General features: G+C 62.8%; 38 protein-coding genes. 37 read left to right on the forward strand and 1 reads right to left on the reverse strand.

What is annotated here, in order from left to right:
- Nucleotides 1-560 precede the first annotated feature (560 nt).
- The 34 genes from rpsL to KIO74_RS02920 all read left to right on the forward strand — a co-directional run bounded on the left by rpsL (nucleotide 561) and on the right by KIO74_RS02920 (nucleotide 23,416).
- On the forward strand, nucleotides 561-932 hold the full coding sequence (gene rpsL / locus KIO74_RS02755; protein WP_110375519.1) for a 30S ribosomal protein S12: 372 nt from the start codon (nucleotides 561-563) through the stop codon (nucleotides 930-932).
- 78 nt (nucleotides 933-1,010) lie between these two features.
- Entirely contained in the window at nucleotides 1,011-1,481 is a 471-nt protein-coding gene (rpsG, locus tag KIO74_RS02760; RefSeq protein ID WP_213323669.1) for a 30S ribosomal protein S7, read from the forward strand.
- 29 nt (nucleotides 1,482-1,510) lie between these two features.
- Complete coding sequence (gene fusA / locus KIO74_RS02765; RefSeq protein ID WP_213330317.1) at nucleotides 1,511-3,586, forward strand: elongation factor G; 2,076 nt, start codon at nucleotides 1,511-1,513, stop codon at nucleotides 3,584-3,586.
- A gap of 55 nt (nucleotides 3,587-3,641) precedes the next feature.
- On the forward strand, nucleotides 3,642-4,832 hold the full coding sequence (gene tuf, locus KIO74_RS02770) for an elongation factor Tu (protein ID WP_213330302.1): 1,191 nt from the start codon (nucleotides 3,642-3,644) through the stop codon (nucleotides 4,830-4,832).
- A gap of 81 nt (nucleotides 4,833-4,913) precedes the next feature.
- Nucleotides 4,914-5,222 (forward strand): 30S ribosomal protein S10, encoded by a 309-nt coding sequence (gene rpsJ / locus KIO74_RS02775; RefSeq protein WP_110375515.1) that lies wholly within the window; start codon nucleotides 4,914-4,916, stop codon nucleotides 5,220-5,222.
- 49 nt (nucleotides 5,223-5,271) lie between these two features.
- Complete coding sequence (rplC, locus tag KIO74_RS02780) at nucleotides 5,272-5,994, forward strand: 50S ribosomal protein L3 (protein ID WP_213330319.1); 723 nt, start codon at nucleotides 5,272-5,274, stop codon at nucleotides 5,992-5,994.
- Complete coding sequence (rplD, locus tag KIO74_RS02785) at nucleotides 5,994-6,614, forward strand: 50S ribosomal protein L4 (protein ID WP_213330321.1); 621 nt, start codon at nucleotides 5,994-5,996, stop codon at nucleotides 6,612-6,614. The genes rplC and rplD overlap by 1 nt, the downstream gene beginning before the upstream one ends.
- Nucleotides 6,611-6,922: a 50S ribosomal protein L23 gene (locus KIO74_RS02790; RefSeq protein WP_213323674.1), complete on the forward strand. Its 312-nt coding sequence runs from the start codon at nucleotides 6,611-6,613 to the stop codon at nucleotides 6,920-6,922. Before rplD ends, KIO74_RS02790 begins: the two co-directional genes overlap by 4 nt.
- A gap of 21 nt (nucleotides 6,923-6,943) precedes the next feature.
- Entirely contained in the window at nucleotides 6,944-7,783 is an 840-nt protein-coding gene (gene rplB / locus KIO74_RS02795; RefSeq protein WP_213323675.1) for a 50S ribosomal protein L2, read from the forward strand.
- A 10-nt stretch (nucleotides 7,784-7,793) separates the two neighbouring features.
- Nucleotides 7,794-8,072, forward strand: coding sequence for a 30S ribosomal protein S19 (gene rpsS, locus KIO74_RS02800; RefSeq protein WP_110375510.1), 279 nt, complete (start codon nucleotides 7,794-7,796; stop codon nucleotides 8,070-8,072).
- 2 nt (nucleotides 8,073-8,074) lie between these two features.
- Complete coding sequence (rplV, locus tag KIO74_RS02805; RefSeq protein WP_213330323.1) at nucleotides 8,075-8,467, forward strand: 50S ribosomal protein L22; 393 nt, start codon at nucleotides 8,075-8,077, stop codon at nucleotides 8,465-8,467.
- Nucleotides 8,468-8,477: 10 nt separating this feature from the next.
- Nucleotides 8,478-9,188, forward strand: a complete 711-nt coding sequence (rpsC, locus tag KIO74_RS02810; protein ID WP_213323678.1) for a 30S ribosomal protein S3 — start codon at nucleotides 8,478-8,480, stop codon at nucleotides 9,186-9,188.
- A 20-nt stretch (nucleotides 9,189-9,208) separates the two neighbouring features.
- Nucleotides 9,209-9,622 (forward strand): 50S ribosomal protein L16, encoded by a 414-nt coding sequence (rplP, locus tag KIO74_RS02815; protein WP_213323679.1) that lies wholly within the window; start codon nucleotides 9,209-9,211, stop codon nucleotides 9,620-9,622.
- 10 nt (nucleotides 9,623-9,632) lie between these two features.
- Nucleotides 9,633-9,848: a 50S ribosomal protein L29 gene (gene rpmC / locus KIO74_RS02820; RefSeq protein ID WP_213323680.1), complete on the forward strand. Its 216-nt coding sequence runs from the start codon at nucleotides 9,633-9,635 to the stop codon at nucleotides 9,846-9,848.
- Between the two features lie 10 nt (nucleotides 9,849-9,858).
- Nucleotides 9,859-10,101, forward strand: coding sequence for a 30S ribosomal protein S17 (gene rpsQ, locus KIO74_RS02825; protein ID WP_213323681.1), 243 nt, complete (start codon nucleotides 9,859-9,861; stop codon nucleotides 10,099-10,101).
- Nucleotides 10,102-10,204: 103 nt separating this feature from the next.
- Nucleotides 10,205-10,573: a 50S ribosomal protein L14 gene (gene rplN / locus KIO74_RS02830; RefSeq protein WP_019403813.1), complete on the forward strand. Its 369-nt coding sequence runs from the start codon at nucleotides 10,205-10,207 to the stop codon at nucleotides 10,571-10,573.
- The gene (rplX, locus tag KIO74_RS02835) at nucleotides 10,573-10,890 is read left to right on the forward strand and encodes a 50S ribosomal protein L24 (protein ID WP_213330325.1); all 318 of its coding nucleotides are present in this window, start codon (nucleotides 10,573-10,575) and stop codon (nucleotides 10,888-10,890) included. The genes rplN and rplX overlap by 1 nt, the downstream gene beginning before the upstream one ends.
- The gene (rplE, locus tag KIO74_RS02840) at nucleotides 10,883-11,458 is read left to right on the forward strand and encodes a 50S ribosomal protein L5 (RefSeq protein WP_249729592.1); all 576 of its coding nucleotides are present in this window, start codon (nucleotides 10,883-10,885) and stop codon (nucleotides 11,456-11,458) included. Before rplX ends, rplE begins: the two co-directional genes overlap by 8 nt.
- 33 nt (nucleotides 11,459-11,491) lie before the next feature.
- The gene (rpsN, locus tag KIO74_RS02845) at nucleotides 11,492-11,797 is read left to right on the forward strand and encodes a 30S ribosomal protein S14 (protein WP_213330327.1); all 306 of its coding nucleotides are present in this window, start codon (nucleotides 11,492-11,494) and stop codon (nucleotides 11,795-11,797) included.
- Nucleotides 11,798-11,810: 13 nt separating this feature from the next.
- A complete protein-coding gene (gene rpsH, locus KIO74_RS02850; RefSeq protein WP_213330329.1) occupies nucleotides 11,811-12,209 on the forward strand; it encodes a 30S ribosomal protein S8 in 399 nt (132 codons plus the stop codon).
- A 35-nt stretch (nucleotides 12,210-12,244) separates the two neighbouring features.
- On the forward strand, nucleotides 12,245-12,778 hold the full coding sequence (rplF, locus tag KIO74_RS02855; RefSeq protein ID WP_213330331.1) for a 50S ribosomal protein L6: 534 nt from the start codon (nucleotides 12,245-12,247) through the stop codon (nucleotides 12,776-12,778).
- A 10-nt stretch (nucleotides 12,779-12,788) separates the two neighbouring features.
- Nucleotides 12,789-13,151, forward strand: a complete 363-nt coding sequence (rplR, locus tag KIO74_RS02860) for a 50S ribosomal protein L18 (protein ID WP_213330332.1) — start codon at nucleotides 12,789-12,791, stop codon at nucleotides 13,149-13,151.
- A gap of 182 nt (nucleotides 13,152-13,333) precedes the next feature.
- On the forward strand, nucleotides 13,334-13,903 hold the full coding sequence (gene rpsE, locus KIO74_RS02865) for a 30S ribosomal protein S5 (protein ID WP_213323687.1): 570 nt from the start codon (nucleotides 13,334-13,336) through the stop codon (nucleotides 13,901-13,903).
- A gap of 13 nt (nucleotides 13,904-13,916) precedes the next feature.
- Nucleotides 13,917-14,129: a 50S ribosomal protein L30 gene (gene rpmD / locus KIO74_RS02870; protein WP_213330334.1), complete on the forward strand. Its 213-nt coding sequence runs from the start codon at nucleotides 13,917-13,919 to the stop codon at nucleotides 14,127-14,129.
- A gap of 11 nt (nucleotides 14,130-14,140) precedes the next feature.
- Nucleotides 14,141-14,620: a 50S ribosomal protein L15 gene (gene rplO, locus KIO74_RS02875; RefSeq protein WP_213330336.1), complete on the forward strand. Its 480-nt coding sequence runs from the start codon at nucleotides 14,141-14,143 to the stop codon at nucleotides 14,618-14,620.
- Nucleotides 14,621-14,706: 86 nt separating this feature from the next.
- Complete coding sequence (gene secY / locus KIO74_RS02880; protein WP_213330339.1) at nucleotides 14,707-16,047, forward strand: preprotein translocase subunit SecY; 1,341 nt, start codon at nucleotides 14,707-14,709, stop codon at nucleotides 16,045-16,047.
- Nucleotides 16,044-16,625 carry an adenylate kinase gene (locus KIO74_RS02885; protein ID WP_213330341.1) on the forward strand — a complete coding sequence of 194 codons (582 nt, stop codon included), beginning with the start codon at nucleotides 16,044-16,046 and terminating at the stop codon, nucleotides 16,623-16,625. Before secY ends, KIO74_RS02885 begins: the two co-directional genes overlap by 4 nt.
- 221 nt (nucleotides 16,626-16,846) lie before the next feature.
- A complete protein-coding gene (gene rpsM, locus KIO74_RS02890) occupies nucleotides 16,847-17,215 on the forward strand; it encodes a 30S ribosomal protein S13 (RefSeq protein ID WP_213330343.1) in 369 nt (122 codons plus the stop codon).
- Between the two features lie 154 nt (nucleotides 17,216-17,369).
- The gene (gene rpsK / locus KIO74_RS02895; RefSeq protein WP_213323692.1) at nucleotides 17,370-17,759 is read left to right on the forward strand and encodes a 30S ribosomal protein S11; all 390 of its coding nucleotides are present in this window, start codon (nucleotides 17,370-17,372) and stop codon (nucleotides 17,757-17,759) included.
- Nucleotides 17,760-17,993: 234 nt separating this feature from the next.
- Entirely contained in the window at nucleotides 17,994-19,010 is a 1,017-nt protein-coding gene (locus KIO74_RS02900; RefSeq protein ID WP_213330345.1) for a DNA-directed RNA polymerase subunit alpha, read from the forward strand.
- 127 nt (nucleotides 19,011-19,137) lie between these two features.
- Complete coding sequence (rplQ, locus tag KIO74_RS02905) at nucleotides 19,138-19,563, forward strand: 50S ribosomal protein L17 (protein WP_213330347.1); 426 nt, start codon at nucleotides 19,138-19,140, stop codon at nucleotides 19,561-19,563.
- 361 nt (nucleotides 19,564-19,924) lie between these two features.
- A complete protein-coding gene (locus KIO74_RS02910; RefSeq protein ID WP_249731135.1) occupies nucleotides 19,925-20,515 on the forward strand; it encodes an ankyrin repeat domain-containing protein in 591 nt (196 codons plus the stop codon).
- A gap of 99 nt (nucleotides 20,516-20,614) precedes the next feature.
- Nucleotides 20,615-22,018 carry a Do family serine endopeptidase gene (locus KIO74_RS02915; RefSeq protein ID WP_213330349.1) on the forward strand — a complete coding sequence of 468 codons (1,404 nt, stop codon included), beginning with the start codon at nucleotides 20,615-20,617 and terminating at the stop codon, nucleotides 22,016-22,018.
- An 84-nt stretch (nucleotides 22,019-22,102) separates the two neighbouring features.
- Entirely contained in the window at nucleotides 22,103-23,416 is a 1,314-nt protein-coding gene (locus KIO74_RS02920) for a replication-associated recombination protein A (protein WP_213330351.1), read from the forward strand.
- Between the two features lie 3 nt (nucleotides 23,417-23,419).
- Here the strand turns inward: KIO74_RS02920 and KIO74_RS02925 are convergent, their stop codons facing one another.
- On the reverse strand, nucleotides 23,420-23,752 hold the full coding sequence (locus KIO74_RS02925; protein WP_213330353.1) for a hypothetical protein: 333 nt from the start codon (nucleotides 23,750-23,752) through the stop codon (nucleotides 23,420-23,422).
- A gap of 163 nt (nucleotides 23,753-23,915) precedes the next feature.
- Here KIO74_RS02925 and crcB point away from each other — a divergent pair, with 163 nt between their 5' ends.
- The 3 genes from crcB (at nucleotide 23,916) to copM (ending at nucleotide 26,326) form a co-directional block, all read left to right on the forward strand.
- Complete coding sequence (gene crcB, locus KIO74_RS02930) at nucleotides 23,916-24,299, forward strand: fluoride efflux transporter CrcB (protein WP_213330355.1); 384 nt, start codon at nucleotides 23,916-23,918, stop codon at nucleotides 24,297-24,299.
- Nucleotides 24,300-24,309: 10 nt separating this feature from the next.
- On the forward strand, nucleotides 24,310-25,833 hold the full coding sequence (locus KIO74_RS02935; protein ID WP_213330357.1) for an RluA family pseudouridine synthase: 1,524 nt from the start codon (nucleotides 24,310-24,312) through the stop codon (nucleotides 25,831-25,833).
- A 109-nt stretch (nucleotides 25,834-25,942) separates the two neighbouring features.
- The gene (gene copM / locus KIO74_RS02940; protein WP_213330359.1) at nucleotides 25,943-26,326 is read left to right on the forward strand and encodes a CopM family metallochaperone; all 384 of its coding nucleotides are present in this window, start codon (nucleotides 25,943-25,945) and stop codon (nucleotides 26,324-26,326) included.
- Nucleotides 26,327-26,460: the final 134 nt, after the last annotated feature.

The following is a 26,460-nucleotide window of genomic DNA, read 5'->3' on the forward strand; positions in this document are numbered from 1 at the left end:
CACGAGATCCGCGTTCCTAAGAGGGGGATGCGGATATCGCAAAGACCGGAAGGGCGTCGTGAAAGCCACGGCGCCCTTTCTGCATGGATGAGGACTTGCCGCTTGGAATAGGACTTGCCGCTCGGAATAGGACTTGCCGCTTGGATAAGGGCTTGCCGTTTGGCCGCGCTGGCCGGCCTGTGCCGGGCAAAACAGGTAATTTTCTATTGACGAGGCGGGTTTCTGAGTCTAGAAGCAGCCCACTCAGGCAGGCAGTAGGCGCTCGCTGTTCGAAGCGACTCGTTTCGACGTATGAGCCCTAAACGCTGCTAATTTAGCACCAACTGACCGCCGGCGAAGCTGGTGAAGTTAGACCTGGGGCAAGATCGCGTTGCGAAAGCCGCGTGATCCTCTGCATGCGCTTCGCGCCTTAAGCTTAATGAGCTCAAGGCGCGATTCGTTGTGCATGGTTTTTAGAATTGTGCTGATGCACGGTGAATTGGTGTTTGTCCTCCCTCGGGGTTGGCGGCGCCGAACAGGGCCAAAGGTCGTTACGGCGGCCGAAGCGAGAGAACGAGAGCATGCCGACGATCAACCAGTTGATCAGCAAGCCGCGGGTGGCGCCCAAGAGCCGTAACAAGGTTCCTGCGCTGGAGGCTTGCCCTCAGAAGCGTGGCGTTTGCACGCGTGTCTACACGACCACGCCGAAGAAGCCGAACTCGGCTCTGCGTAAGGTCGCCAAGGTCCGGTTGACGAATGGCTTTGAAGTGATCGGTTACATCCCGGGCGAGGGGCATAACCTCCAGGAGCACTCGGTCGTGATGATCCGTGGTGGCCGTGTGAAGGACCTTCCGGGCGTTCGCTACCACATCCTGCGCGGTGTCCTCGATACCCAGGGCGTGAAGAACCGCAAGCAGCGCCGTTCGAAGTACGGCGCGAAGCGGCCGAAGTAATCGTACCGGCTTACCCCGGTTGAGCAGGGGCGCCGCAGGCAGCCCCGTTGACGAAATGCGAAGTTAAGGACGAGCGACATGTCCCGTCGTCACAGTGCCGAGAAGCGCGAGATCATTCCGGACCCGAAGTTCGGTGACATCGTCGTTACGAAGTTCATGAACTCGATCATGCGCGACGGCAAGAAGTCGGCCGCTGAAGCGATCGTCTATGGTGCGTTCGACATCATTGAGCAGAAACTGAAGAGCGAGCCGCTCGGCGTGTTCAAGCAGGCCCTCGAGAACGTGGCGCCGGCCATCGAAGTGCGCTCCCGCCGTGTCGGCGGTGCGACCTATCAGGTTCCGGTCGAGGTTCGCACGGACCGTCGCCAGGCGCTGGCCATCCGCTGGCTGATCCAGGCCGCGCGGTCGCGCAACGACAAGACCATGGTCGAGCGCCTGTCGTCCGAGCTGATGGACGCCTCGAGCAATCGCGGCAGCGCCGTGAAGAAGCGCGAGGACACACACCGGATGGCTGAGTCCAACCGTGCCTTCTCGCATTACCGCTGGTAACGAGCGCAAGCCGTCGAGGAATAGCTGCAATGCCGCGCACTCATGCCATTGGCGACTACCGTAACTTCGGCATCATGGCCCACATCGATGCGGGCAAGACGACGACGACGGAGCGCATCCTTTATTACACGGGCAAGAGCCACAAGATCGGTGAGGTCCATGAGGGCGCTGCCACCATGGATTGGATGGAGCAGGAGCAGGAGCGTGGCATCACGATCACGTCCGCCGCGACCACCTGCATCTGGCGCGAGAAGCGTCTGAACATCATCGACACCCCTGGCCACGTGGATTTCACCATCGAAGTCGAGCGCTCGCTGCGCGTTCTCGATGGCGCGGTTTGCGTTCTCGACGGCAACCAGGGCGTCGAGCCGCAGACTGAGACCGTATGGCGTCAGGCTGACAAGTATGACGTGCCGCGCATCGTGTTCGTCAACAAGATGGACAAGATCGGCGCTGACTTCTTCAAATGCGTCAAGGACATCATTGATCGCGTGGCCGGCAAGCCTGTCTGCCTGCAGATCCCGATCGGCTCCGAGTCCAATTTCAAGGGCGTCGTCGATCTCATCGCGATGAAAGCCATCGTGTGGGAAGATGAGTCTCTCGGCGCGCGCTTCAACCAGGTCGAGATTCCGGCGGAGCTCGCCGACCAGGCCGTTGAATACCGCACGAAGCTCGTCGAGGCCGCTGTCGAGCTCGATGACGACGCCATGAGCGCCTACCTCGAGGGCAACGAGCCCGACGAGGAGACCCTGCGCCGGCTCGTTCGTCTCGCTGTCCAGAAGCGCGCCTTCCATCCGGTGCTGTGTGGGTCCGCCTTCAAGAACAAGGGCGTGCAGCCGCTTCTCGACGCCGTGGTCGATTTCCTGCCGTCGCCGCTCGATCGTGGCGCGATCTCGGGTATCGATTTCAACACGGAAGAGCCGACCGTTCGTAATCCGTCTGACGATGAGCCCTTCTCCATGCTCGCGTTCAAGATCATGGACGATCCCTTCGTCGGCACCATCACGTTCTGCCGCGTCTATTCGGGCCACGTCGACTCCGGTACGTCGATCCTCAACTCGACCCGCGACAAGAAGGAGCGCGTCGGCCGCATGCTCCTGATGCATGCGAACAACCGCGAAGACATCAAGGAAGCCTACGCTGGCGACATCGTCGCGCTTGCCGGCCTCAAGGAAGTCCGCACGGGCGACACGCTCTGCGACAACCTGAAACCGGTCATTCTCGAGAAGATGGAGTTCCCTGAGCCCGTCATCGAGATCGCGATCGAGCCGAAGTCGAAGGCCGATCAGGAGAAGCTCGGTATCGCCCTGTCGAAACTTGCGGCCGAGGATCCCTCCTTCCGCGTGTCGACCGACCAGGAGTCCGGCCAGACGATCCTCAAGGGCATGGGCGAGCTTCACCTCGACATCAAGGTCGACATCCTGAAGCGTACCTACAAGGTGGACGCCAATATCGGCGCGCCGCAGGTCGCCTATCGCGAGAAGATCACGAAGAAGGTCGAGATCGACTACACGCACAAGAAGCAGACCGGTGGTACCGGCCAGTTCGCCCGCGTGAAGTTCATCATCGAGCCGAATGAGACGGGCGCGGGCTACGAGTTCGAGTCCAAGATCGTCGGTGGCTCGGTGCCGAAGGAATATATCCCCGGCGTCGAAAAGGGCCTCAACAGCGTGCTCGGCGCTGGCATCCTCGCCGGCTTCCCGGTGGTGGACGTCAAGGTCCAGCTGATCGACGGCGCCTTCCACGAAGTCGACTCGTCGGCTCTCGCCTTCGAAATCGCCTCCCGTGCGGCGTTGCGTGAAGGCCTTCAGAAGGGCGGCTCGGTCCTGCTCGAGCCGATCATGAAGGTCGAGGTCGTGACCCCCGAGGACTACACCGGTTCCGTCATCGGCGATCTGAACTCTCGCCGTGGACAGATCCAGGGCCAGGATATGCGTGGCAATGCCGTGGTGATCAACGCCATGGTGCCGCTCGCGAATATGTTTGGCTACGTGAATACCCTGCGCTCGATGAGCCAGGGCCGTGCGACCTACACCATGCAGTTCGACCACTACGAGCAGGTGCCGCAGGCGGTCGCCGCCGAGGTTCAGGCCAAGTACGCCTGAGCTGTGATCCGCAACCAACGACGCAAAACGTCGAGTTCCTATCAGGAGCCCTACGATGGCCAAAGAGAAGTTTGAGCGGACGAAGCCGCACTGCAACATCGGGACGATTGGTCACGTTGACCATGGCAAGACGTCGTTGACGGCGGCGATCACGAAGGTTCTGGCGGAGTCTGGGGGCGCGTCGTTCACGGCGTATGACCAGATCGACAAGGCGCCTGAAGAGAAGGCGCGCGGGATCACGATCTCGACGTCGCATGTCGAGTACGAGACGAAGAACCGGCACTACGCGCATGTGGACTGCCCCGGCCACGCCGACTATGTGAAGAACATGATCACGGGCGCGGCGCAGATGGACGGGGCGATCCTGGTGGTGTCTGCGGCTGACGGCCCGATGCCGCAGACGCGCGAGCACATCCTGCTTGCGCGCCAGGTGGGCGTTCCGGCGCTTGTGGTGTTCCTGAACAAGGTCGACATGGTGGACGACGCCGAGCTTCTCGACCTGGTCGAGCTCGAGGTGCGCGAGCTTCTGTCGAAGTACGAGTTCCCCGGGGACGACATCCCGGTGGTGCGTGGTTCGGCGCTGTGCGCGCTTGAGGATCGCGAGCCGACGATCGGCCATGACGCGGTGCTTGAGCTGATGACGCAGGTCGACGCGTATATCCCGCAGCCGGAGCGTCCGGTCGACCTGCCGTTCCTGATGCCGGTCGAGGACGTGTTCTCGATCTCGGGTCGCGGCACGGTTGTGACGGGCCGCGTCGAGCGCGGGATCGTGAAGGTCGGCGAGGAAATCGAGATCGTCGGGCTGAAGCCGACGGTGAAGACGACGGTGACGGGCGTCGAGATGTTCCGGAAGCTGCTTGACCAGGGTCAGGCGGGTGACAACATCGGGGCGCTGCTGCGCGGCACGAAGCGCGAGGACGTCGAGCGCGGCCAGGTGCTGTGCAAGCCGGGTTCGGTGAAGCCGCACACGAAGTTCAAGGCGGAAGCCTACATCCTGACGAAGGAAGAGGGTGGCCGGCACACGCCGTTCTTCACGAACTACCGTCCGCAGTTCTACTTCCGGACGACGGACGTGACGGGCGTGGTGACGTTGCCGGAAGGCACCGAGATGGTGATGCCCGGGGACAACGTGACGATGGAAGTCGTGCTGATCGTTCCGATCGCCATGGAAGAGAAGCTTCGCTTCGCGATCCGCGAAGGTGGCCGCACGGTTGGCGCCGGCGTCGTCGCCTCCATCATCGAGTAAGACACCAGCACATCAGGCGAATGCGCAAGCAATCAGCGCATTCGCCTGCGTCGCACGGAATATTGGCCCGAGGGCGTTGTCATGACTAACCAGAATATCCGTATCCGCCTCCAGGCGTTCGACCACGATGCTCTCGACGCTTCGGCGCGGGAAATCGTGTCGACCGCGAAGCGGACGGGGGCGCAGGTGCGGGGGCCGATTCCTTTGCCGACGCGTATTGAGAAATTCACCGTGAACCGCTCGCCGCACATCGACAAGAAGTCACGCGAGCAGTTCGAGATGCGTACCCATAAGCGCGTTCTCGACATCGTTGAGCCGACGCCGCAGACGGTCGACGCTCTTATGAAGCTCGACCTCGCCTCCGGCGTCGAAGTCGAAATTAAGCTCTGACCCTCCGTTTCGGTTGGTTGGTTCCTGGAACGCCTTAGAGGATCCGCTCATGCGCTCAGGCGTGATCGCACAAAAAGTTGGGATGACACGCGTCTTCACGGACGCGGGTGAGCACGTCCCTGTTACGGTTCTGAAGGTCGACAGCTGCCAGGTTGTCGCGCACCGGACCGTGGATACGAATGGCTATACCGCGCTGCAGGTCGGCATCGGCAAGGCCAAGGTGAAGAACGTCTCGAAGGCTGAGCGCGGTCGTTTCGCGGTCGCCACGGTCGAGCCGAAGAAGAAGCTCGCCGAGTTTCGCGTCGATCCCGAGCACATCATTCCGGTGGGCGCGGAGATCACGGCTGATCACTTCGTGGTTGGTCAGTTCGTCGACGTGACGGGCACGACGACCGGTAAGGGCTTCGCCGGCGGTATGAAGCGCTGGAATTTCGGCGGTCTCCGGGCAAGCCATGGCGTCTCGGTCTCGCATCGCTCGATCGGTTCGACCGGCGGCCGTCAGGACCCCGGCAAGACGTTCAAGAACAAGAAGATGCCTGGGCACCTCGGTGTCGAGCGCGTGACCACGCAGAACCTGCGCATCGTGCAGACGGATGCGGAGCGCGGGCTCATTCTGGTTGAGGGCGCGGTGCCAGGTGTGTCTGGCGGCTGGATATTGGTACGTGACGCGGTGAAGCGTAAGTTGCCGAAGGAAGCGCCGCTTCCCGGGGCGTTCCGCGAGCCGAAGTCCGCTGCTGTTCCGGCGCAAGCCGAGGGACAGGAGAACGCGTGATGAAACTCGATGTGACCACGCTCGACGGCTCGGCTGCCGGCACGATCGATCTTGACGAGACGATCTTCGGTCTTGAGCCGCGCGTCGACCTTATTCATCGTTACGTGCGTTGGCAGCTCGCCAAGCGCCAAGCGGGGACCCACAAGTCCCTTGGCCGCGCCGAGATCGCCCGCACCGGCAAGAAGCTGTATCGCCAGAAGGGCACCGGTAACGCCCGCCACGGCGCCGCTCGCGCGCCGCAGTTCCGCGGCGGTGGCAAGGCCTTCGGCCCGGTCGTGCGTGACCATGCGCATGATCTGCCGAAGAAGGTGCGCGCGCTTGCGCTGCGCCATGCTCTCTCGGCCAAGGCCAAGGACGGCGCGATCGTCGTGCTCGACAAGGCCAGTGTCGCCGAGCCCAAGACCAAGGCGTTGAAGGCGAGCTTCGGCAAGCTTGGTTTCGCCAATGTCCTGGTTGTCGACGGCGCAGAGCTCGAGACGAATTTCCGTCTCGCGGCCCGCAACATTCCGAATGTTGATGTGCTGCCGGTTCAGGGCATCAACGTTTACGACATCCTGCGGCGTGAGAAGCTCGTTCTGACGAAGGCCGCCATCGACGCGTTGGAGGCGCGCTTCAAATGAGCAAGGCTCCCATCGCACTGGATCCGCGACACTATGATGTGATCGTCGGACCGGTCATCACCGAGAAGGCTACGACGGCGTCGGAGCACAACAAGGTGGTGTTCAAGGTTGCCGGTAAGGCGACCAAGCCGCAGATCAAGGCGGCTGTCGAGAAGTTGTTCGACGTCAAAGTGCTCAGCGTCAACACGCTGGTCACCAAGGGCAAGGTGAAGCGGTTCCGCAACACCCTCGGCCAGCGTTCGGACGTGAAGAAGGCGGTTGTCACCCTCGCCGAGGGTCACAGCGTCGACGTGACGACGGGCCTCTGAGGCGGGTGAAGGACTGATCCGATGGCTTTGAAATCCTTCAAACCGGTTACTCCGAGCCAGCGCCAGCTGGTGATCGTCGATCGCTCGGAGCTCTACAAGGGCAAGCCGGTCAAGACGCTGACTGAGGGCAAGTCGTCCGCAGGCGGCCGCAACAACACCGGACGGGTGACCGTCCGCTTCCGTGGTGGTGGCCACAAGCGCACCTACCGCATCATCGACTTCAAGCGTCGCGAGCGCCTGGAGCAGCCTGGTGTCGTCGATCGGGTCGAATATGATCCGAACCGCACGGCTTTCATCGCTCTCGTCAAGTACGAGGACGGCGGGCTTGCCTATATCCTCGCGCCGCAGCGCCTGGCGGTCGGCGACACGGTCGTCGCGGGCAACCAGGTCGATATCAAGCCCGGCAACGCGATGCCTCTGGCGAACATGCCGGTCGGCACCATCGTGCACAATGTCGAGCTCAAGATCGGCAAGGGCGGCGCGCTTGCCCGCTCGGCCGGTACCTATGCTCAGATCGTCGGTCGCGATCAGGGTTATGTGATCGTTCGCCTCAATTCGGGCGAGCAGCGTCTTGTTCACGGCCAGTGCTTCGCGACGGTTGGCGCCGTCTCGAACCCGGACCACATGAACACGTCGGTCGGCAAGGCCGGCCGCTCGCGCTGGCTCGGACGGCGTCCTCATAACCGCGGCGTGACCATGAACCCGATCGACCACCCGCATGGTGGTGGTGAGGGGCGCACTTCGGGTGGCCGTCATCCGGTCACGCCGTGGGGCAAGCCGACCAAGGGCAAGAAGACCCGCGCCAACAAGCGGACTGACAGCTTCATCGTGACGTCGCGTCACCAGCGGAAGAAGAGATAAGGGGCGGGCGATGGCACGTTCGATCTGGAAGGGCCCGTTCTTCGACGGCTACCTCCTCAAGAAGGCCGAGGCGGCGCGCTCCGCGACGCGCTCGGAAGTTATCAAGATCTGGAGCCGTCGCTCCACCATCCTGCCGCAGTTTGTGGGCCTGACCTTCGGCGTCCACAACGGCCAGAAGCACATTCCCGTCTTCGTCAGCGAGGAGATGGTCGGTCATAAGTTCGGTGAATTCGCGCCGACCCGGACCTTCCATGGCCATGCCGCGGACAAGAAGGCGAAGAGGAGATAGGCATGGGCAAGCCCGCAAATCCTCGCGCGCTGAAGGACAACGAGGCCAAGGCTATTCTGCGCAACCTGCGCGTCAGCCCGCAGAAGCTCAACCTTGTCGCCGCATTGATCCGCGGCAAGAAGGTGTCGACTGCCCTCGCTGATCTCGAGTTCAGCCGCAAGCGCATTTCCGTCGACGTCCGCAAGACGCTCGAGAGCGCCATCGCCAATGCCGAGAACAACCATGACCTCGATGTCGACGATCTCGTCGTTGCCGAGGCCTTCGTCGGCAAGGGCCTGGTCATGAAGCGTTTCCACGCTCGTGCCCGTGGTCGCGGCGTGCGTATTGAGAAGCCGTTCTCGAACCTGACCATCGTGGTTCGGGAAGTGGCGCAAGAAACCGGCCGCGGAGCCTGAGGAGAGCGCGATGGGTCAGAAGGTCAATCCGATCGGTCTGCGGCTCGGCATCAACCGCACGTGGGATTCGCGTTGGTTCGCGGGCAAGATCGAGTACGGCAAGCTGCTGCATGAGGATATGGCGATCCGCCGGGCGCTCATGAAGCAGCTCAAGCAAGCGGCGGTCTCCAAGATCGTCATTGAACGGCCGCACAAAAAGTGCCGCGTCACCATCTACTCGGCTCGTCCGGGCGTGGTGATCGGCAAGAAGGGCGCCGACATCGACAAGCTGCGCAAGACCGTGGCGAAGATGACGGACGCCGACGTGGCGATCAACATCATCGAAGTCCGGAAGCCGGAAATCGATGCCAAGCTCGTCGCGGAGTCGATCGCACAGCAGCTGGAGCGCCGTGTGGCATTCCGTCGCGCCATGAAGCGCGCCGTTCAGTCGGCCATGCGTCTCGGCGCGGAAGGCATTCGTATCAACTGTTCCGGCCGTCTCGGCGGCGCCGAGATCGCGCGTATGGAATGGTATCGCGAGGGACGCGTGCCACTTCACACCTTGCGCGCGGACGTGGATTACGGTACGGCGACGGCCTTCACGACCTACGGGACGTGCGGAATCAAGGTGTGGATCTTCAAGGGTGAAATCCTTGAGCACGATCCCATGGCTCAGGACAAGCGTATGGCCGAGGAAAGTGGCGGCCAGCGTAGTCACGGCCGTAGAGAGGCTGCGGCGTAAAGCCGCTTTAGGAGGCAGACATGCTGCAGCCCAAGAAGACCAAGTTTCGTAAGCAGTTCAAGGGCCGTATTCATGGCACCGCGAAGGGCGGTACGAATCTCGATTTCGGCCAGTTCGGCCTCAAGGCTCTAGAGCCTGAGCGCGTGACTGCCCGGCAGATCGAAGCGGCGCGACGCGCTATAACGCGTCAGATGAAGCGCCAGGGGCGCGTGTGGATCCGGATCTTCCCGGATCTTCCCGTGACCGACAAGCCGACCGAAGTGCGTATGGGTAAGGGCAAGGGCTCGCCGGAATATTGGGCGGCGCGTGTTCATCCCGGCCGCATCATGTTCGAACTCGACGGCGTGCCGGAAGAGATCGCGCGCGAAGCGCTGCGTCTCGGCGCGGCCAAGCTGCCGATCCGGACGCGCTTCATTCAGCGCATTGCGGAGTGAGTGTTAGACGATGAAAACGAAGCAGCGTTTTTCCGACCTCACCGCGATGTCGGCCGACCAGCTCCAGGACGAGCTTCTGAAGCTGAAGAAAGAGCAGTTCAATCTGCGCTTTCAGCGCGCGACGGGGCAGCTCGAGAGCACGGACCGCGTGAGGGTGGTGCGTCGCGACATAGCTCGCGTCAAGACTCTTCAGCAGCAGAAGCTCGCTGAAGCTCACAAGGTTTGAGGAGGCCGCCGTGCCGAAACGTGTATTGCAGGGCGTCGTCGTCAGCGACAAGCAGGACAAGACGATCGTCGTGAAGGTCGAGCGTCGTTTCACGCATCCGCTTCTGAAGAAGACGGTGCGTCGCTCGAAGAACTATCATGCCCATGACGAGGGCAACAAGTTCAAGGTCGGTGATACGGTTTGGATCGAGGAGACTCGTCCGATATCGAAACTCAAGACCTGGGTTGCCCTGGAAAACTCCGCGGCATCCTGAGCATTATTGAAGAGAGGCGAGGGGACCGAAAGATCCCCGTCAGTCGTAGTCCGGCAGTGTGAGCTGCCGGAAACCGGTCTGAGACAGAGAAAGGATCGTTGCCATGATCCAGATGCAGACGAATCTTGACGTTGCCGACAATTCCGGCGCCCGTCGCGTCATGTGTATCAAGGTCTTGGGTGGCTCGAAGCGTAAATACGCCGGCGTTGGCGACATCATCGTGGTGTCCGTCAAGGAGGCTATTCCGCGTGGGCGTGTGAAGAAGGGTGACGTGATGAAGGCGGTGGTCGTTCGCACCGCCAAGGACATCCGTCGCGCTGATGGTTCTGTGATTCGTTTCGATCGCAACGCTGCTGTGCTGATCAACAATCAGAAAGAGCCGGTTGGAACACGTATCTTCGGGCCGGTTCCGCGCGAACTGCGCGCCAAGAACCACATGAAGATCATCTCGCTCGCGCCGGAGGTGTTGTGATGGCCGCGAAGATCAAGAAGGGCGACAAGGTCGTCGTTCTCACCGGCCGCGACAAGGGCAAGTCGGGCGAGGTGGTGCAGGTTCTTCCCAAGGAAGAGCGCGCCCTGGTGCGCGGCGTGAACATCGTGAAGCGCCATCAGCGCCAGACGGCGAATTCCGAGGGCGGCATCATCTCCAAGGAAGCGCCGCTCCACCTGTCGAATATCGCATTGGCGGACCCCAAGGACGGCAAGGCGACCCGCGTTGGGTTCAAGACTTTGGACGACGGGCGCAAGGTGCGTGTCGCCAAGCGTTCGGGAGAACTGATCGATGGCTGAGGCTGCTCAGGATCTCGGCGTCGGCTATGTGCCGCGCCTGAGGAAGCACTACGACGAGGTCATTCGCGAGAAGCTCGTCGAGGAGTTCGGCTACAAGAACCGTATGCAGGTTCCGACGATCGAGAAGATCGTTCTGAACATGGGCGTCGGCGAGGCCGTGAATGATTCCAAGAAGGCGTCTGTGGCGGCGGCTGACCTGGCTCTGATCGCCGGTCAGAAGCCTGTCGTGACCCGGGCCCGCAAGGCTATCGCGACTTTCAAGGTCCGCGAGAACATGCCGATCGGAGCCAAGGTGACGCTGCGCAAGGAGCGGATGTACGAGTTCATCGATCGTCTGGTGACGATCGCCCTGCCTCGCGTCCGTGACTTCCGGGGTCTCAACCCGAAGTCCTTCGACGGCCGCGGCAATTATGCTCTCGGGATCAAGGAGCACATCGTGTTCCCCGAGATCAACTACGATCGCGTCGAGCAGATCTGGGGTATGGACATCATCGTCTGCACCTCGGCGAAGACCGATGATGAAGCGCGCGCGCTTCTCAAGCACTTCAACTTCCCGTTCCGGCAGTGAGATTGCTCTCATACGCGGACACCGGAGATCAATATGGCTAAGAAGAGTTCAATCGAGAAGAACAAGCGGCGCGAGCGGCTTGTGAAGCAGTACGCGGGCAAGCGCGCTCGTCTGAAGGCCATCGCCAACGATCAGACGAAGTCGCCGGAAGAGCAGTTCGAGGCCCGCCTGAAGCTGGCTGAGCTGCCGCGCAACGCCAACCCGACGCGCATTCGCAACCGTTGCGAAGTCACGGGCCGTCCGCGCGCGTTCTATCGCAAGCTCAAGATGTCGCGTATCGCGCTTCGCGAGCTGGGCTCGCAGGGGCTTGTCCCCGGCTTGGTCAAGTCGAGCTGGTAAGGGAGGATCTGCGATGTCGATCAATGATCCGCTAGGCGATATGCTCACCCGTATCCGCAACGCCCAGATGCGGCGTCGCGGCAAGGTGGGAACGCCGGGTTCCAAGCTGCGCGCACGTGTTCTCGATGTGCTTCAGCAGGAAGGTTATATTCGCGGCTACTCGACGACCGAGTACGGCAACGGCCGTACCGAGTTCGAGATCGAGCTGAAGTACTTCGACGGTACGCCTGTGATCCGTTCGATCCAGCGCGTGTCGAAGCCCGGCCGCCGCGTCTATGCCTCTGTCGATAACATGCCGCGCGTTGCGGATGGTCTCGGCATCACCATTCTCTCCACGCCCCGCGGCGTGATGGCCGATCACCAGGCCCGGGAGAATAACGTGGGCGGCGAAGTGCTCTGCAAGGTCTTCTGATCAGGCGGCACTGACAAACCACGGGAAAGACCATCATGTCTCGTATTGGTAAGAAACCAGTTCCTGTCCCGGCCGGCGTCACGGCGACCGTCGATGGACAGACTGTCAAGGTTAAGGGCTCGAAGGGCGAACTGTTCTTCGTCGTTCCCGATGACGTCTCGGTGGTGCTCAACAACGGCGAGGTCAAGGTTGACCCGCGTGACGAGACCAAGCGCGCCCGCGCGCTGTGGGGCATGTCGCGCAGCCAGGTCGAGAACCTGATCGTTGGTGTGTCGAAGGGCTTCGAGAAGAAGCTCGAGATCACCGGCGTCGGTTACAAGGCTGCGGTCGCTGGCAAGGTTCTCAAGTTGTCGCTCGGCTACAGCCACGACATCGACTTTGAGATCCCCGCTGGGCTCACGATCACGACGCCGAAGCCGACGGAGATCGTCGTCGCCGGCATCGACAAGCAGAAGGTCGGTCAGGCCGCTGCTGAGATCCGCGAGTTCCGCGGTCCCGAGCCCTATAAGGGCAAGGGCGTGAAATACGCCAACGAGTTCATCTTCCGCAAGGAAGGCAAGAAGAAGTAAGGGGCCGACCATGGCGGAGAAACTCGGAACCACTGAGCGTCGCAAGGCGCGTGTTCGCCGCGCTCTGCGCGCTGCTGCGAACGGACGGCCGCGTTTGTCGGTGCATCGCACCTCGAAGCAGATCTACGCCCAGGTTATCGACGATGTGGCCGGCCGCACGCTGGCTGCCGCGTCATCCCTGGAGAAGGATGTGCGCGAACAGCTGAAGAGCGGCGCCAACGTCGAGGCGGCGGCCGCGATCGGCAAGCTGATCGCGGAGCGTGCTGTTGCCGCTGGCGTCAAGGACGTCATCTTCGATCGCGGCGCCTTCATTTATCACGGGCGTGTCAAGGCTTTGGCCGAAGCCGCGCGTGAAGGTGGCTTGAGCTTTTAATTCGACTTATTCAGGTCCGCCGCGTCACCGGGGCTTGTGCGAGAGCAAGCAACCGGTTACGCGGTGGTCTTGTTTTTGGGAATCGCGGATCTTGTTCTCGCGCTTCCCCGGTTCGAAAGCGGCGGATTTGGTGTGGTTCGAAGCGAGCGGGGCCGCCGCCCTGCGAAAGTGGAGACAAAGGTATGGCGAGAGACCGTCAGCAGCCGCGTGACCGTGAGGAGCGCGACAGCGAGTTTGTAGATCGGTTGGTGCACATCAACCGTGTTGCCAAGGTCGTGAAGGGTGGCCGCCGTTTTGGATTCGCCGCCCTCGTGGTCGTCGGTGACCAGAAGGGCCGGGTCGGTTTCGGCCATGGCAAGGCCCGCGAAGTTCCGGAAGCGATCCGCAAGGCGACTGAAGCGGCCAAGCGCGCGCTCGTGCGCATCCCGCTGAAGGAAGGCCGGACGCTGCATCACGACGTTGCCGGCCGTTGGGGCGCGGGCAAGGTGATCCTGCGTGCAGCGCCAGCCGGTACCGGTATCATCGCCGGTGGCCCGATGCGCGCCGTCTTCGAGACGCTCGGCATGCACGACGTCGTCGCGAAGTCGCTCGGTTCCTCGAACCCGTACAACCTGGTTCGCGCCACGATCGACGCGCTCAAGCGCGAAGATAGCCCGCGTTCCGTTGCGGCCCGCCGTGGCCTCAAGGTGTCCGCCCTCCAGTCCCGTCGTCGCGATGCTGATATGAGCGACGCGGCCGGCGCCGAAGCGTGAGGAGGCTTGAACAATGGCTCAATCCTCTCAGAAGAAGACCGTCACGGTCGAGCAGATCGGTAGCCCGATCCGCCGCGTCGCCGCGCAGCGTGCAACGCTGATCGGCCTGGGTCTCAACAAGCTTCACCGTCGTTCGGTTCTCGAGGACACACCGGCTGTCCGCGGGATGATCGACAAGGTTCGTCACCTCGTGCGCGTCGTTGAAGACACGCCGGCAGCACGGTGAGGAGAATGTCGATGAAACTTACAGACATTCGCGATAATCCCGGCGCAACCAAGGGCCGCATGCGTGTCGGCCGTGGTATCGGCTCGGGCAAGGGCAAAACCGGCGGCCGCGGCGTCAAGGGTCAGAAGTCCCGTTCAGGCGTCGCCATCAAGGGCTTCGAGGGCGGGCAGATGCCCATCCATCGTCGCCTCCCGAAGCGCGGCTTCTGGAACCCCTTCCGGCGCGACCTCAACGAGGTTAACGTCGGCCGGGTTCAGGCGGCCGTCGACGCGGGCAAGCTCGATGTGGCGAGCCCCGTCACCCTGGAAGTGCTGATCGCGGCGGGCGTCGTTTCCAAGGCGCGCGACGGGGTCAAGATCCTGGGGCAGGGTGAACTGACGTCGAAGCTTATCTTCGAGGTGGCCGGCGCGTCGAAGTCAGCGATCGCCGCTATCGAGAAGGTGGGCGGCTCGGTGAAAATTCTGAGCGCTGCAGCACCTGCAGAAGCGTAGGCGAACCCCTATCTAAGCCAGTGGCGGCGGGGCACCCTTGTCGGGTAGCCGGCGCCGCCACGAAGCCTTTGCGGGATTGATCATCGATGGCGTCGGCAGCTGAACAGCTTGCAGCAAATCTAAACTTCGGGGCTCTGGCGAAGGCCGAGGAACTCAAGAAGCGCATCTGGTTTACGCTGGGTGCGCTTCTCGTGTATCGGCTTGGCACCTATATCCCGCTTCCCGGCATCAATCCGGAAGCGGTCGCCGAGCTTTTCCGCCAGACGCAGGGCGGTGTCCTGGGGCTGTTCAACATGTTCTCGGGCGGAGCGGTTAGCCGTATGGCTATCTTCTCGCTCAACATCATGCCGTATATCTCGGCATCGATCATCATCCAGCTGCTGACCAGCGTCGTTCCCACGCTCGAGGCCCTCAAGAAAGAGGGCGAGCAGGGACGCAAGGTCATCAACCAGTATACCCGCTATCTCACGGTCATTCTGGCGGTGTTCCAGGCCTATGGCATTTCGATCGGCCTCGAAGGCTCTGGGAACATGGTGGCCGACCCGGGCGTGTTCTTCCGGATCACGACGGTCATCACCTTGACCGGCGGCACGATGTTCCTGATGTGGCTCGGCGAGCAGATCACCTCTCGCGGCATCGGCAACGGAACGTCGTTGATCATCTTCGCGGGCATCGTCGCGGAGCTGCCTCAGGCTATCGCCGGGACGCTTGAGCTCGGCCGTCAGGGCGCTGTCTCGACGGGCCTGATCCTCGGCGTCATCGTGATGGCGGTCGCCTGTATCGCGTTGATCGTCTACATGGAGCGCGCCCAGCGCCGCCTGCTCATCAACTACCCGAAGCGTCAGGTCGGCAATAAGCTGTACGAGGGGCAAAGTTCGTTCCTGCCGCTCAAGCTGAATACGGCTGGCGTTATTCCGCCCATCTTTGCCTCGTCGCTCCTTCTGCTGCCCACCACATTCGCGAGCTTCTCGCAGGCGCAGGGCGGCGGCACAGGCATTCTGGCGACGCTCTCGACCTATCTCGCGCACGGTCGTCCGCTCTATATGATCCTGTATGTGCTGTTGATCGTGTTTTTCGCGTTCTTCTATACGGCGATCGTGTTCAATCCGAACGAGACCGCGGACAATCTCAAGAAGCACGGCGGCTTCATCCCCGGCATCCGGCCTGGCGACCGCACGGCGCAGTACATCGACTACGTGCTCACGCGCATCACCGTGGTCGGTGCGGCCTACCTCGCTTTGATCTGCTTGATCCCTGAGGTCCTGATTTCCTATGCGGCGCTTCCCTTCTATTTTGGCGGCACATCGCTGCTGATCGTGGTCAGCGTCACGATGGACACGGTGGCGCAGGTGCACGGGCATCTGTTGGCCCATCAGTATGAAGGGCTCATCAAGAAGTCGAAGTTGAAGGGGGCAAGGCGGAAATGAGACTGATCCTACTCGGACCTCCGGGTGCCGGTAAGGGCACGCAGGCGGCGCGTCTGGTGGAACGCCACGGTATTCCGCAGCTGTCGACGGGCGACATGTTGCGGGCCGCGGTTGCGGCCAAGACACCCGTCGGCCTGCAGGCGAAGGAGTTGATGGATCAGGGGGCGCTTGTCCCCGACGATCTCGTCGTTTCGATCGTCGCCTCGCGCATCGAGGAGCCCGACGCGCGCAAGGGGTTCATTCTCGACGGTTTTCCGCGGACGGTTGGACAGGCTGACGCCCTCGACCGCATGCTTGAGCAGAAGGGCATGCAGCTCGATGCCATCATCGAGTTGAAGGTCGACGAGGGGATTCTCGTGGACCGGATCGTTCGGCGGGCCAGGGAGGCCGAGGAGCGTGGCGAGCCCGTGCGTCGGGACGACAATCCCGAGGTCTTCCGGACGAGGCTTGAGGCCTACCGGCAGCAGACCGCGCCGCTGACCGACTACTATGGCAGCAAGGGCACCTTGCGCACGGTGGACGGAATGGCACCTATCGATGATGTCACCACGGCGATTCGCTCGATCGTTGGCGGCTGAATTCGATAGATAAGGTTGACGAAACTTGTATGAACGCCTAAAGACAGGAATCTGCCGACGTTAGTCTGTGACCGAGCCGGTGTCCTGAGCAAAAGGGGTGCCGGCCGGTGTTGTCGTGTGGGCCGTTCGCAAGACTATTCCTCCGGGGTATCCCGGAGTTGGCACATTATCGAACCGCATGAAGCTCCGGCTTCGATGTTAAGGGTTGAGGAGACTGGAACGTGGCCCGTATCGCAGGCGTCAACATTCCGACGAACAAGCGCGTGGTGATCGCGCTGCAGTATATTCACGGTATCGGTGCCAGGAAGGCGCAGGAGATCAGCGAGAAGGTCGGCATTCCGGCTGATCGTCGCGTGAACCAGCTGACCGACCAGGAAGTGCTGCAGATCCGCGAGACTATCGATCGTGATTATCTGGTCGAGGGTGATCTCCGTCGCGATGTGTCGATGAACATCAAGCGTCTGATGGACCTTGGTTGCTACCGTGGCCTGCGTCACCGCCGCAGCCTTCCGGTACGCGGCCAGCGCACGCACACCAATGCGCGCACCCGCAAGGGCAAGGCCAAGCCGATCGCCGGTAAGAAGAAGTAATCGGTTGCGGGCGCGCTGCTCGTCTGTCGGTTAAGTCGTTTGACCCCAGGCCCGCATGGTGTCTGGGGTGGTTGTCATGGTTGCCGGATGTTCCGGCATTTGTCCCGAGCGCCTGGTATCACGGGCGCGCTTGAAGGATTGGATAGAAGAGACAATGGCAAGAGAAGTCGCCCGCGTCCGCCGTCGCGAACGTAAGAATATCGTGTCTGGCGTCGCCCATGTGATCGCCTCGTTCAACAACACGATGATCACCATCACCGATGCTCAGGGCAACACCATTTCCTGGTCGTCCGCCGGTTCGATGGGTTTCAAGGGGTCGCGCAAGTCGACCCCCTACGCGGCGCAGGTTGCGGCTGAAGATGCGGCGCGCAAGGCTGCCGAGCACGGCATGCGCATGCTTGAGGTCGAGGTGTCCGGCCCTGGTTCGGGACGTGAGTCGGCGCTCCGTGCGCTGCAGTCGGTCGGCTTCACGGTGACGTCGATCCGTGATGTTACGCCGATCCCCCATAACGGTTGCCGTCCGCGCAAGCGTCGTCGCGTCTGACGCGGTCGCAGGCGTATCGCTTTCGATCGAGCCGGGCGTCAATTCGGGCGTAACCGGCTTTCGTCGGATGCGATATGCGGCAGACCGGTGAATTCATGCGGTTTCGGATTTCACTCCCGCTGGACTGATATTCGGACCGCCAAGGCAGTGCAGGCTGTCGCATAACGTTGGCTTTGATCAGACGGAGCGATTGGATGGCGCCGTTTGATCTTTGGACTGGCATGAGGTGCGGTCGTGATCCAGAAGAATTGGCAAGAACTGATCAAGCCGAGCAAGCTTGACGTCACCCCCGGAGACGATCCGAAGCGGATTGCGACGGTGGTCGCCGAGCCGCTGGAACGCGGGTTCGGTCTGACGCTCGGCAATGCCTTGCGCCGGGTGCTGCTGTCGTCGCTGCAGGGCGGCGCCGTGACCGCCGTCCATATCGACGGTGTGCTGCACGAGTTTTCATCGATCGCCGGTGTCCGCGAGGACGTCACGGACATCGTCCTCAACATCAAGATGATTTCAATCAAGATGCAGGGCGAGGGTCCGAAGCGGATGGCGCTGCGCAAGCAGGGACCGGGACCGGTCTTCGCGGGTGATATCGCGACCGTCGGCGATGTGCAGATCCTCAATCCGGAACTCGTGCTGTGTACGCTCGACGACGGTGCCGAGATCCGCATGGAGTTCACGGTCAACACCGGCAAGGGCTATGTCCCGGCCGAGCGTAACCGTCCTGAGGACGCGCCGATCGGCCTTATCGCCGTCGACGCGTTGTACAGCCCTGTCAAGAAGGTCTCCTACCGGGTTGAGAACACCCGTGAGGGCCAGATCCTCGACTATGACAAGCTGACCATGACGGTCGAGACGAACGGCTCGGTGTCGGCCGAGGACGCAGTTGCTTATGCGGCCCGTATCCTCCAGGACCAGCTGGCGGTCTTCGTCAATTTCGAGGAGCCGCGCCGCGAGGAGACCTCGATCTCCACGCCGCAGCTGCCTTTCAACCCGGCTCTCCTCAAGAAGGTGGACGAGCTCGAGTTGTCCGTGCGCTCCGCGAATTGCCTGAAGAACGACAACATCGTCTACATCGGCGACCTGATCCAGAAGACGGAAGCCGAGATGCTGCGGACGCCGAACTTCGGGCGCAAGTCTCTGAACGAGATAAAGGAAGTGCTGGCCTCGATGGGGCTGCACCTTGGCATGGAAGTTACCGGCTGGCCGCCGGACAACATCGAAGAGCTCGCGAAGCGCTTCGAAGAGCACTACTGATCACTACGGAGCCGGCCTCAAGCCGGCTCTCTCATGAAGCACGCTGCCGGGGCCCGATAGCCGGGCCCGCGGATATCAGCAGCGACCGTTCCGTGGCACGGCGGTCGTACAAACAAGGAGATGCCAGATGCGTCACGGTTTCGCTCACCGCCGGTTCAACCGCTCCGCCGAACACCGCAAGGCGATGTTCGCCAATATGTCTGCCGCCCTTATCAAGCACGAGCAGATCGTCACCACGCTCCCGAAGGCCAAGGACCTGCGTCCGGTCGTCGAGAAGCTGATCACGCTCGGCAAGCGCGGCGATCTGCATGCGCGTCGCCAGGCGATTGCGCAGGTTCGCGATGTGGCTGTCGTGAAGAAGCTGTTCGAGGTGCTCGGCCCGCGCTACAAGGAGCGCAACGGCGGTTACACCCGCGTGCTCAAGGCCGGCTTCCGTTACGGCGATGGCGCGCCGATGGCCGTGATCGAGTTTGTCGATCGCGACGTCGATGCGAAGGGTCTGGATTCCGGCCCGAGCCAGAATCACGAGGTCGTCGAGAGCGACGCTGCGTAATCCGCATCGGATTGCAGATTGGTCTGAGGGGCGGCTTCGAGCCGCCCTTTTGCTTTTCAGCGCGCTATGTCGCGCCAAAACCATTCGGACGTGAATGTGATCGTCTGGTCCCATTCACGTCGATGAAGCGGCCCATATCTTGAACTTGGGCGGGATCTTGAACTTGGGCGGGATCTTGAACTTGGGTGAGTCCGCGACCGACGGTCTTGTCGTGGAGGTATCGCTGGCCGGGGAGGGACACCATATGAGGCTCAATCGCCGATCGCTGATGGCTGTCTCGACGGCCTTCGGACTTCTGGGAGCCGGACGGAGCGTGGCGGCCAGCAGCAGCTCGGCCTCTGGCGCGACAGGAAGGGATGCGATGCCCGGGCATTTTCTGGAGGCCGCCGCGCGCGGCGACACCCGGACCGTGCAGCGTCTGCTCGGCGAGGGCGCCGTGGTGGACAGTCGCGATGGCCGGGGCCGCACGGCACTCCTCCTCGCCACGATCGCCGACAAGCCCGAGGTCGCGCGCCTGCTGATCGAGTCAGGCGCCGACGTGAACGCGCAGGATGAACAGCTGGACAGTCCCTATCTCTATGCGGGGGCTGCGGGACGGCTGGACATTCTCGCAATGACTTTGGCGGCGGGTGCCGACCTCAAAAGCACGAATCGTTATGGCGGTACGGCGTTGATCCCGGCCTGCGAGCGCGGCCATGTGGCTGTGGTGAAACTGCTGCTGGATAGCGGCGTTGATGCCGACCATGTCAATCGGCTCGGCTGGACGGGCCTGCTTGAGGCCGTGATCCTCGGCAATGGTGGTCCGGCGCATGTGGAGATCGTGCGCTTGCTCATCGACAAGGGAGCCGACGTCAATCTCGCGGACCGCGACGGGGTGACGGCCTTGCGGCACGCGCGCCGCAAGGGCCAGGCTGAGATCGTGCGGCTTCTAGAGCGCGCGGGAGCACGGTGACGGCACGGTGAGGCGTGGACGGAAACGCCACGCTGCCGTGCTTTGCGCGCAATCTCGGAGCAGCTTATAGCTCTGGCACGACAACAGGAATTTTCGCCGATGCTTCGTACTTTCGCTTGTGCTTCAGCGCTCGCCTTGCTGGTGACCTCCTTGCCGGCGGCGGCCCAGCAGCGCGCGGTGCCCGAGAACCGTGCCCAGGTGCAGTTCTCGCTGGCGCCCGTGGTCAAGCAGGTGACCCCCGCCGTGGTCAATGTCTATGGCGCGCGGGTTGAAAAGCGGCCGCAGAACCCTTTCTTCGACGATCCCTTCTTTCGCCGCTTCTTCGGCGACGACGGCTTCGGGGTGCCCCAGGACCGGGTGCAGCGCTCGCTCGGTTCGGGTGTGATCGTCGATGCGAACGGGCTCGTCATCACCAACAACCACGTCATCGAGAATATGACCGAGGTCAAGGTAGCCCTGGCGGACAAGCGCGAGTTCGAGGCGGAGATCGTGCTGCGTGATCCACGCAGTGACCTCGCCGTCCTGCGGATGAAGGGGAAGGGGCCGTTCCCCACCGCGCCGCTGGGCAGCGACGACACCATGGAAGTGGGCGATTTCGTCATCGCCATCGGCAATCCCTTCGGTGTCGGCCAGACTGTCACCCAGGGCATCGTCTCGGCGCTCGCCCGCACGCAGGTCGGCATCAGCGATTTCCAGTCCTTCATCCAGACCGACGCCGCGATCAATCCCGGCAATTCCGGTGGGCCGCTGGTCGACGCGAGCGGGCATGTGATCGGCATCAACACCGCGATCTTTTCGCGCTCCGGCGGCAGCATGGGGATTGGCTTCGCCGTGCCGGCGGCGATGGTGCGCACGGTCCTCGCCTCTGCCAGGGAAGGCGGCAAGTCGGTGCGGCGTCCCTGGTTCGGCGGGCGGCTGCAGACGGTCTCGGCTGACATCGCGGAGAGCATGGGCATGGACCGGCCGACCGGCGCGCTCGTGGTCTCGACCCTGCCGGGCAGTCCCGCGAGTGCCGCAGGCCTCAAGACAGGCGATGTGATCATCGCGGTCGACGGGCAGCCTGTCGAGGATCCGGACGGTTTCGGATACCGCTTCGCCACCCGGCCCTTGGGTGGCCATGCGAACCTCACCATCCTGCGGGGTGGCAAGCGCTCGGATGTCTCCTTGGACCTTGCGGCCGCTCCTGAGAAGCCCGCCCGGGATCCAATGACGATCGCCAGCAATTCACCGCTGCGTGGCGCAACGATCGTCAATCTGTCGCCGGCTGTCGCGGAGGAACTGTCCGTGCAGGGCCTGGGCAAGGGCGTCGTGCTTCAGGAACTCGAACAAGGCTCGGCGGCGCAACGGCTCGGCTTTCAGATCGGAGACGCTATTCTCGCGGTCAATGGCGACGAGGTCGAGACGACGCGCGACCTTGACAGGGCGATGCGCAGCCGCCCGAATTACTGGCAGATCACCATCAATCGCAAGGGACAGGTGCTCACCACCATGTTCGGCGGTTAGCCTGCCGGCGGACGCGATCGCCTTGGATCGCCTTAGGGACTGGAATAGATCCATGTCTGATCTTCGCAATGTGTGATCTTCTCGATGTCTGATCTCTTCGCATCAGCGGGTCTTGACCGCGGGGCGCCCCGCCCGCTGGCGGATCGCCTGCGCCCGCAGCGGCTGAGCGAGGTCGTGGGCCAGGATCATCTCGTCGGGCCGGACGGCGCGCTCACGCGTCTGCTGCGATCGGGCTCTATCGGCAGCCTCATCTTCTGGGGACCACCGGGGACGGGCAAGACGACGGTCGCGCGGCTCCTCGCCCATGAGACGGATCTCGTGTTCGAGCCCATGTCTGCGATCTTTTCCGGCGTCGGAGACCTGAAGAAGACCTTCGACGTCGCGCGTGGCCGCCGGGCGGTCGGGCAGGGCACGTTGCTGTTCGTCGACGAGATCCACCGCTTCAACCGCGCGCAGCTCGACGCCTTCCTGCCGGTCATGGAGGATGGCACGATCACGCTCGTCGGCGCGACGACGGAAAACCCTTCCTTCGAGCTGAACGCCGCGCTTTTGTCGCGGGCGCGGGTGATGACCTTCCGCGCCCTTGATGAGAATGCGATTCAGGGATTGCTCGCAAGGGCCGAGGAAATCGAGGGAAAACCACTTCCACTCGACGAGGGCGCAAGGCTCGCGCTGGTCCACATGGCCGATGGCGACGGCCGGGCATCGCTGACGCTTGCCGAGGAAATCTGGCGCGCCGCCGGCGAGGGCGAGGTGTTCACCGCCGCCGCGTTGCAGGAGGTGGTGCAGCGCCGCGCGCCTATCTATGACAAGGCGCAGGAGGGGCACTACAACCTTATCTCCGCGCTGCACAAGACCATCCGTGGGTCAGATCCGGACGCCGCGCTCTACTATCTCGCGCGCATGCTCGACGCAGGGGAGGATCCGTTGTTCCTCGCCCGCCGGCTGGTACGCATGGCGGTGGAGGACATCGGCCTCGCTGATCCGCAGGCGCTGGTCGTCGCCAACGCGGCGAAGGACGCCTATGATTTTCTCGGCACGCCCGAGGGCGAGCTCGCGCTGGCGCAGACGGTGATCTATCTGGCGACAGCGCCGAAGTCGAATGCCGCCTACAAGGCCTTCAGCGCCGCCAAGGCCGTCGCGAAGCAGGGCGGCTCGCTGATGCCGCCGAAGGTCATTCTCAATGCCCCGACCCGCTTCATGAAGGGCGAGGGCTACGGCGCCGGCTATGCCTATGACCATGACGAGCCCGATGCCTTCTCAGGCCAGGACTATTGGCCCGAGGCGCTCGGGCGCCAGCATTTCTATGCGCCTGTCGAGCGTGGTTTCGAGCGTGAGATCCGCAAGCGGCTCGACTGGTGGGAGAAGCTCAGGGCCGAGCGGCGAGGCCAGTCATGAGGTTCAGCAACGCTTGGCTTCCATCAAGCCTATCAGCACGCGATTGCGCGCCTCCAGCGCCTCGACCTCGGCCTTCTCGTAGCTTTTCAGATCCATGAAGAACAAGGCGGGCGGGAACAACAGCCCTCCCACGCCAACGACGGCGTTTTTGCCATTGTTGGTCGCCCGCTCGCCGATCTTGGTGGAAATCTGCGTCGCGTTGGCCTGATACTCCGCCAAGAGAGAGGAGCACGTGCTCGTTGCATCTGTTGGGGACGTTGCGGCAACAGGGTGGGCTTCGCGCCCCCCGCAGCCGGCGAGCAAAACGATCGGCACCAAAAACGCGATGATTTTCACGGCAGAATCCCACAAAATCTGATGCCTCATGGATCACAGCGATGTTTTTCATTTCGACGCATCGGCTGTTGGGAAGCTTGCGTTTGATGCCCTGCCTGCATGCTGGCCGCGGTTTTCTTGGCGCGCTACACAAGGGCGGCTTTAGATTGATCAAGGTCCTTTCATGCAATCGCTGCTGCTTGTGTTTCTGGGAGCGGGTCTCGGAGGATGCCTTAGGCATCTCGTCAATACGGGCGTCGGCCGCCTGTTTGGCGCTCAGTTTCCCTGGGGGATTTTTGTCATCAACGTGACGGGTTCGCTCGTCATGGGGCTCGTCGCCGGCTGGCTGGCCTTCAAAACAGAGGTCGACTGGTCACAATCCGTGCGTTTGTTCATGGCAACCGGCGTGTTGGGCGGCTATACGACTTTCTCGTCCTTTTCCCTCGATGCCGTGGTGCTATGGGAGCGGGGTGAGTGGATCCCGGCCCTGGGCTATATCCTGGGCTCCGTTGTCATTTCGATTCTGGCGCTCGCTGCGGGGCTTGCCATTGTCCGGAACCTTGCGTGAGAAGCTTTCCATGAGTGAGAACAAGGGCAGGCCGCCGCGTGGCCGGAGTAGTGGCTCGAAGGGGCAGGGTAGCGGTTCCACCTCCGGACGCGCGCCGTCGCCGCGAGGCGCTGGTTTGAGGGGGGCATCTGCGCCCAAGGGAATCTATGCGTCCAAGGGCCCCTATGCGCCGAAGGGTGCGGCTGGCGGCGAGCCACGCGTTGCGCGCTCGACCGAGAGACGCAGCATGCCGCGAGAGGCCTACGGCGAGGCAGACGCTTTTGAAGCAGGCTCGACGAAGCCTCGCCAGCGGTCTTCCCGGCCATCGACCAACGCGTCGAAGCCGGCGGCAGGCGACCGGCGCTCCCGCGCCGCAAGCGATAGTGCCGAGGATCGTCGTTCGCATGATGGGAAGCCCGCCCGCAAGGCTCCGTCGCAGGCGCGGTCAGCCTCCACGGCCTCGAATGTCTCGCCCAAGCAGAACTCGCCCAAGCAGAACTCGCCCAAACAGAATTCGCCCAAGCAAAGGCAGAAGGCTGAGGCGACCGAGACCCTGGCGACCGGCGTGCAGACGCTCGTCGTGACGCCTGACGAGGCGGATATGCGGGTCGACCGCTTCCTTGTGGCGCGTTTCCCGCAACTCGCCTTCACCCATATCCAGCGGATCGTCCGCAAGGGCGAGCTGCGCATCGACGGTAAGCGCGCCAAGCCCAATGAGCGGCTGGCTTCAGGCCAATCCGTCCGCATCCCGCCGCTCAAGCTCGAGGAGCGGCGAGCGCCCGTGCGCGCGGCCGGTCGTGATCAGGAGGACGCTGAGTTCCTGAAGTCCATCACGCTCTATGAAGACAGTGACGTGATGGTCCTCAACAAGCCGATGGGACTGGCCGTTCAGGGTGGCTCCGGCACCACGCGGCATGTCGATGGCCTGCTTGAGGCCCTGCGTGACGCCGACGGTCAGAAGCCGCGCCTTGTGCACCGCCTCGACAAGGACACCGCTGGCTGCCTCGTGATCGCCAAGACGCGGCTTGCAGCATCGACGCTTGCCAAGACCTTCCGGTCACGTTCCGCCCGCAAGATCTATTGGGCGCTGGTGGCGGGCGTGCCGCGCGTGAAGCAGGGCCGCATTTCCACCTATCTGGCCAAGGAGGAGGCCCTCGACGGCGATGCCCGCATGCGCGTTGCCCGGCACGGGGACGACGGCGCCAGCCACGCTGTGACCTACTATGCGCTCGTCGATACGATGGCGCAGAAGCTCGCCTGGCTTTCGCTGAAACCGGTCACCGGGCGCACGCACCAGCTGCGCGCCCATACCGCCCATATCGGCCATCCCATCGTCGGCGATCCCAAATATTTCGACATCGAGAACTGGGAGCTGCCCGGCGGCATCCAGAAGAAGCTGCATCTCCTTGCACGCCGCATCGTCATTCCGCATCCGCGCACCGGCAAACCCATCGATGTCACGGCGCCTCTGCCGCCGCATATGCAGCAGACGTGGAACCTGCTGGGCTTCGATACCAGCCTGTACGATCCAATCGTCGAGGCGCCGGAGGAGTAAGCCGTGCGGCTGCGTTTGGCAGTCTCTTGACCTTCCCACGGGGGAGGCCGTGACCTGACCGGGACTCGGTAATGCCAGAAGGCGTTTCCGCAGGCTACGGGAGACACGGATGTCCTTTCAATCGCAGTTCATTGCCGCCGCCGCCATCCTCGCAACGCTGGCCGTGCAGCCCGCGCTTGCGCAGCCAGCCAATCCGCATGCGGGCCATGGTGCGCCTGCGCAGGCCGCCCCCGCCGCGTCGCCTTCCACGAAAGCCTATGAGGCGGCCAATGCCGCGATGCATGGCGCGATGAGCATTCCTTACACCGGAAATGCGGACGTCGATTTCGTCCGCCAGATGATCCCGCATCACGAGGGCGCCGTGGCCATGGCGAAGATCGTGCTGGAGCACGGCAAGGATCCACAGATCCGCAAGCTCGCCGAAGAGATCGTCGCCGCGCAGGACAAGGAAATCGCCTTCATGCAGGGCTGGCTCGCCAAACAGGGTAAGTGATGACCCGACAAAGCAAGTGACGACCCGACAGGGCAAGTGTGACGGCTGAGGCGAACAGCAAAAGCGCGCCAGCCAGGCCGGCGGGGTGTTTTTCCACAGGCGCGCCTCCCGTGCCCCTCCTGCGGACGTTTCTT

The organism is Chelatococcus sp. HY11, assembly GCF_018398335.1.
Taxonomy (GTDB): Bacteria; Pseudomonadota; Alphaproteobacteria; order Rhizobiales; family Beijerinckiaceae; genus Chelatococcus.